Annotated in this window: 4 protein-coding genes, 1 other RNA gene and 1 pseudogene; all 6 read right to left on the bottom strand. The window is 61.3% G+C overall.

Annotation, left to right across the window (positions count from 1 at the left end):
• Positions 1–1,071 (bottom strand): annotated as a pseudogene (locus ACZ2IA_RS03415) (transposase); the annotation flags it as partial.
• Positions 1,072–1,317: 246 nt separating this feature from the next.
• On the bottom strand, positions 1,318–2,580 hold the full coding sequence (locus ACZ2IA_RS03410) for a DEAD/DEAH box helicase (RefSeq protein ID WP_470291161.1): 1,263 nt from the start codon (positions 2,578–2,580) through the stop codon (positions 1,318–1,320).
• Between the two features lie 204 nt (positions 2,581–2,784).
• Positions 2,785–3,150, bottom strand: a transfer-messenger RNA (tmRNA) gene (ssrA, locus tag ACZ2IA_RS03405).
• Positions 3,151–3,197: 47 nt separating this feature from the next.
• On the bottom strand, positions 3,198–3,713 hold the full coding sequence (lysM, locus tag ACZ2IA_RS03400) for a peptidoglycan-binding protein LysM (protein ID WP_470291160.1): 516 nt from the start codon (positions 3,711–3,713) through the stop codon (positions 3,198–3,200).
• A 68-nt stretch (positions 3,714–3,781) separates the two neighbouring features.
• Positions 3,782–4,429 (bottom strand): HAD family hydrolase, encoded by a 648-nt coding sequence (locus ACZ2IA_RS03395; protein ID WP_470291159.1) that lies wholly within the window; start codon positions 4,427–4,429, stop codon positions 3,782–3,784.
• A gap of 54 nt (positions 4,430–4,483) precedes the next feature.
• A complete protein-coding gene (ilvA, locus tag ACZ2IA_RS03390; protein ID WP_470291158.1) occupies positions 4,484–6,013 on the bottom strand; it encodes a threonine ammonia-lyase, biosynthetic in 1,530 nt (509 codons plus the stop codon).
• Positions 6,014–6,043 lie beyond the last annotated feature (30 nt).

Genomic DNA, 6,043 nt, shown 5'->3' with positions numbered 1-6,043 from the left:
TCAGCCTGACTGGAACGGTAGATGACGGTATTGGCCTTGGTGATGTGCGAGCGCTGGTGCTTGAAGGCCCGCCACTCGCTTCGCAGGGGGCGTCCTGCAGGGCAACGGTACTCTCCAGCCGTTTCATCCCAGTGAAAGTCGTTACTCGAGAAGCTGTCGTTCTTGCGCTTGGTTTTGTCCCACACCGGCACATGCGGTTCGATGTGCTTTTCTTCGACCATCCAGGCCAGCATTGGGGCTGTCCCATAGGCCGTGTCGCCAATGAGGCGTGCAGGCGTGATGTCGAACTGTTCTTCGACGCGCTCAACCATCGTCTTGGTGAACTCGACCTCGGCTGTGCGGTGCGCCGGCGTGGCTTCCACATCCAGAATCACACCGTGCTCGGTATCGATCAGGTAGTTCGTGGAGTAGGCGAAGAAGGCTGGGCCCCCTGGCGCTGCTGTCCAGCGGGCCTGAGGGTCGGTCAGCGAAACACGCTTAGGTAGCGTTTCCGCCTGCGCATCGCCATCCAGTGCGCGGAGGTACTCACGCACGGCACGGGTGCTGAGTGCCGGATCGCTCCAGTTGACCTCTTCATTCTCTGCTACACCACGCTGCCTGCTGGCATCCGCTTTGATGAGGCTGGCGTCCACGGCAAATCCTTCGCCCTTGACCAGACCTACGTCCATGCAGCGGCGCAGCACTTCATTAAACAACCAGCGAAATAGACCGCTCTCCCGAAAACGGCCATGTCGATTCTTGGAAAACGTCGAGTGATTGGGTACTTCATCTTCCAGTCCCAACCGGGCAGAACCAGCGATAGGCCAGGTTCAAATACCCCTCTTCGCACAACTGCCGCTCGGAGCGGATGCCATAGCCGTAGCCGTAGCCGACGATCAGCATGCGGATCATCAGCTCAGGATCAATCGAGGGATGCCCAATCGGGCTATAGAAATCTGCGAGGTGTTGGCGCAGGTCGCTGAGGTCAAGACAGCGATCGATGCTGCGCAAGAGGTGGTTGCAGGGGACGTGATCTTCCAGATTGAACGAGTAAAACAGGCGCTCCTGCCCACTCGATAGCTGCCCCATCATGCTGCATGCCCCCTGCGATCGCCGACATGATGATTCTGCCGACGGTCTGCCGGGGTAGCTAGTTTTTCAACAGAATCGGTCGAGAGCGATCATTGGTAAATCCCCGCTTTCGGCCAAAAGTGGGGATTGGTCGTTGCCAAAAGCGCTGATTCGTGGCGGTCTGGATGTCGACGCGTCTTCATGAGTCGTAAGAGCAGCCTCAGGGCTTTGAGTCGAGCAGTGGGAACGATTAGGTAACAGCGGCGGCTAATCATTTCCTCGCGCAGCGGCTTCGCGGAGCTTGTCTTTCTTGCCCTTGCGTTTACCTTTGATGCCGCCGGTAGATGGCCCAGTTGATGCGGCTACCGGCGCTGCCGCGGCTGGTGTCGTGGTTCCGATAGGCTCAAAGCCCGGGATCCGTTCGCGTGCCAGGCGGAGGCGTTGACGTTTTTCTATGAGCCGGAAATGCGTTTCGGAGGCGGCGCTGATGAAGCTGACGGCGGCACCGAGGTCACCCGCGCGACCGGTGCGACCGATGCGGTGAGTGTAGTCGACCGCCGATCGTGGCAGGTCGTAGTTCACCACGGCAGGCAATTGCTCGATGTCGATGCCCCGAGCGGCGACATCCGTGGCGACAACCACCTGCAATCGACAAGCTTTGAATTCTGCCAAGACATGACTGCGCGCGCCTTGACTGAATTCGCCGTGGAAGGCGGCTGCGTTGATTCCGGCTTTACCCAGTTTGTCGGCAAGCTGTTCCGCGGAGTGTTTGGTGGCGACAAAAACAAGCACCCGGTCCCAGCGGTTTTCTTGAATCAAATGACACAACAGTTGGGTGCGTCGGCTGGCGTCGACCTCGATCGCTCGCTGCAGGATGGTGGGCTCGGCTGTCGGCGCGGGCTGCACCTCGATGCGGGTCGGATTGCGTAGCAGCTTTTCAGCGAGCGCCTGTACGGCGGGCGGAAAGGTCGCGGAGAAAAACAGATTTTGGCGATTTTTCGGAAGCAGCGCGAGGATACGCCCGAGTTCGTCGGCAAAGCCCATATCAAGCAGGCGATCCGCCTCATCCAGCACCAGCATCGAGACCGCTGAAAGCCTAAGTGCGTTGTGGTCGAGCAAGTCGAGCAAGCGGCCTGGTGTGGCGACCAGGACGTCGAGGCCTTTGCGCAGTTTCATCATCTGCGGGTTGATGCTCACCCCGCCGTAAATCGCATAGCTATGCAGTGGCAAGTGCGCGCCGTATTCACGAAAACTCTCATGTACCTGCTCAGCCAGTTCGCGAGTTGGCACCAACACCAATGCGCGCACCGAATTGCTGGCCACTGGCGGACCTTCCATGGCCAGACCTTGCAAGAGCGGCAGCGCAAAGCCGGCGGTCTTGCCGGTGCCGGTTTGCGCCGCCGCCATCAGGTCACGCCCAGCGAGAATCGCCGGAATCGCCTGCTCCTGCACCGGCGTAGGCGTTTGGTAGCCGAGGGTGTCGAGGGTTCGCAACAGCGGCTCGATCAAACCGAGGGAGGAGAACGTCATAGGGGTAACCAAAGCCTTTGAAGGCGAAAGGCAGAGTTTAAGCTGCCTTGCTCCCGCTTGCCGGGTTCTGTTGAATTGAATGGCACATATCGGCCAAGATTATTGCTATCCATGCTGATGTGTAGTTCGGTCAATGTTCTCGGTGCCATGTTTATGGCAAGAAAAAACCCGCTAAACTTTGCAGTTAGCGGGTTTTTGTAATGCTGGTGGAGGCGGCGGGGATCGAACCCGCGTCCGGAAATCCTACACAGTGAGTTCTACATACTTAGCCTTGTCATTTGGATTTAACCGCAGACCACGCCGACGGGCAGGCTTGGCTGAAGCGAGTCACCTATTGTTTCGCCCTGAGCCAAGTGACCCGACACAGAACTAGCTGATGTAAAATGACACTGCAGTAGTTTGACCCACCCGGCCCATCAGCGAACCGTTGCAGTGTCTAGCTACCGTTAGGCAGCTAGAGCGTAAGTTTCGTCGTTTGCGACTAAAAAAATTCAGTGTTTTACGGGGTGACTGAAATCCCGGTATGCCCTCATCTGCTTCGCAACCCCCGTCGAAACCAAGGTCGCCCCCAGATGTGAGATCAGTATACACCCGTAGGCCAAGGCCTGTCAGCGCTTTTAGCGCGGAGGGATGCGTAGCGACTGGCCGGGGTAGATCTTGTCCGGATGGCTGAGCAAGGGCTTGTTGGCCTCGAAGATCTCAGGATAGAGATTGGCGTCGCCGTATTGCTCCTTGGCGATCTTGGACAGCGTGTCACCGCTGACCACCGTGTAGAAAATGGCTTCGGGTTCGTCGGCCTGGCTGACCGTGAGCTGGTCGTCGACCTTGCTGACGCCTTCGACGTTGCCGGCGGCCAGGGTGGCTTTCTCGCGCGTGGCCTGGTCCTTGGCGACCCCGAACAGGGTGGCCGTGGCGGTCGTGCTGTCGAAGGTGGCCGCCAGTCCGGTGATGTCCAGTTGGTTCTGTCGGATATAGGCCTCGATGGCGTCGCCGGCGGTGCGGTTGACCTGATCGAGCTGCGCCTTCGCTGCGTCGTCGTCCGGGTTCTGTTCGGCTGCAGCTTTGGCGGCTTCGGCTTCCTTGCTGCCAAACAGTTTTTCACCCGCGTTTTTGACAAAATCAAAAAAGCCCATTGTGCGCTCCCCTTGGTCAATATGACGATTGAATTGGAACGCTCAATATAGTTGGTGCGTTTGGCTTTTTAAAGGTAGCGAAGTACATCCAGCGGGTGGTCGATAAAGGCGTCGGCCTGCCAGGCGTGCGGCTCGTCGTCGTCGGCAATGTAACCCCAGTTGGCGATCAGCGTTTTCATGCCGGTGACGCGGCCGGCTTCGATGTCGCGCTCGGCGTCGCCGACGTACAGGCAGTGTTCCGGCGCGATGCCGATCGCGTCGGTAGCGTGCAGCATCGGGCGGGGGTCGGGCTTCGGTGCCGGGGTGGTGTCGCCGCTGACGATGACCGCCGGTGCGACCGGGAAGGCGAGGGCGTCGACCAGCCGGGCGGTGAAGCGCTGCGGCTTGTTGGTGATGATGCCCCAGGGCAGACCCTGTTCGGCCAACCTTTCGATCAGCTCCGGCACGCCGTCGAACAGCACGGTTTCCTTGTCGAAGCTGTTTTCGTACAGGTCCATGAAGCGGGCGCGCAGCACCGGGAAGTCGGGGTGTTCCTTGTCGATGCCGAAGCCGAGCTTGATCAGCGCGCGCGCGCCATGCGAGGCGATAGGGCGCATCGCCTCGTACGGCTGCGGCGGCAGGTCGTGTTCGGCGAGCAGGGCGTTGAGGGCGGCGCCCAAGTCGCGGGCGGTGTCGGCGAGGGTGCCGTCGAGGTCGAACAGGACTGCTTTGATCATGTCTCGGTCACTAGATGAAGGCATTCGGCCAACCCTGGGGTTGGCCGAAGCGGGTCAGTGGGCGGTCTTGCCGAGGAACAGCTTGTACGCCGGGTTGTCGGTTTCCTCGACGCAGGGGTAGCCCAGCGTGTCGAGGAAGCGCTGGAACTCGCCGTTGCTGCTGTCCGGCACCTGGATGCCGACCAGCACGCGGCCGTAATCGGCACCGTGGTTGCGGTAGTGGAACAGGCTGATGTTCCAGTCGGTGCGCATCGCTTCGAGGAAGCGCATCAGCGCGCCCGGGCGCTCGGGGAATTCGAAGCGGAACACCCGCTCATCCTTCAGCGACGGCGCGTGGCCGCCGACCAGGTGGCGGATGTGCAGCTTGGCCAGCTCGTTGTCGGTCAGGTCGAGGCCGTCGAGGTCGTTGGCGCGCAGGTCGGCGATGACGCGGCCGACGTCGTCCTTTTTCTGGATCTGCACGCCGACGAACACGTGGGCGGTGCCGGCGTCGGCGTAGCGGTAGTTGAATTCGGTGATGCTGCGGCTGCCGATCACCGAGCAGAACTTCTTGAAGCTGCCCGGCCGCTCGGGGATGGTGACGGCGATGATCGCCTCGCGCCGCTCGCCGAGCTCGGAGCGTTCGGACACGTGGCGCAGCCGGTCGAAGTTCATATTGGCGCCGCAGGCGATGGCGACTAGCGTCTCGCCGCTACACCCTTCGCGCTCGATATAGGCCTTGGCCCCGGCCACCGCCATCGCGCCGGCCGGCTCGGTGATCGAGCGGGTGTCTTCGAAGATGTCCTTGATCGCGGCGCAGATCGCGTCGGTGTCGACCAGGATGATTTCGTCGAGCAGCTCGCGGCAGATGCGGAAGGTCTCCTCGCCGACCAGCTTCACCGCCACACCGTCGGCGAACAGGCCGACGTCCTTCAGTTCGACCCGGTGGCCGGCCTCGATCGAGCGCTTCATCGCGTCCGAGTCGACGGTCTGCACGCCGATCACCTTGATTTCCGGCTTCAGGCGCTTGATGTAGCTGGCCACGCCGGCCGCGAGGCCGCCGCCGCCGATCGCGACGAACACCGCGTCGATGTGGCCGGGGTGCTGGCGCAGGATCTCCATCGCCACGGTGCCCTGGCCGGCGATCACGTCCGGGTCGTCGAACGGCGGGATGTAGGTCAGGCCGGTTTCCTCGACCAGCTTCATCGCGTGCTGGTAGGCATCCGAGTACGAGTCGCCGAACAGCACCACCTTGCTGCCACGACTGGCGACCGCGTCGATCTTGATCTGCGGGGTGGTCACCGGCATCACGATGGTGGCGGCACAGCCGAGCTTCTGCGCCGACAGCGCGACGCCCTGCGCGTGGTTGCCGGCGCTGGCGGTGATCACGCCGCGCGCCAGCTGTTCGGCCGACAGCTTGGCCATCTTGTTGTAGGCGCCGCGGATCTTGAACGAGAACACCGGTTGCAGGTCTTCGCGCTTGAGCAGAATGTCGTTACCGACCCGACGCGACAGATTGGGGGCGAGCTCGAGCGGGGTCTCTTCGGCGACGTCGTAAACTCGGGAAGTCAGGATGCGTTCTAGGTAGTCGTGCTTCGCTTGCATGGCTGTGATGAGTCTCTTATGTCTGGTTCT

The organism is Crenobacter sp. CS_VA4 (assembly GCF_055597485.1).
The sequence above is the reverse complement of the archived record's forward strand: the minus strand, read 5'-3'. Positions and strand labels throughout refer to the sequence as shown.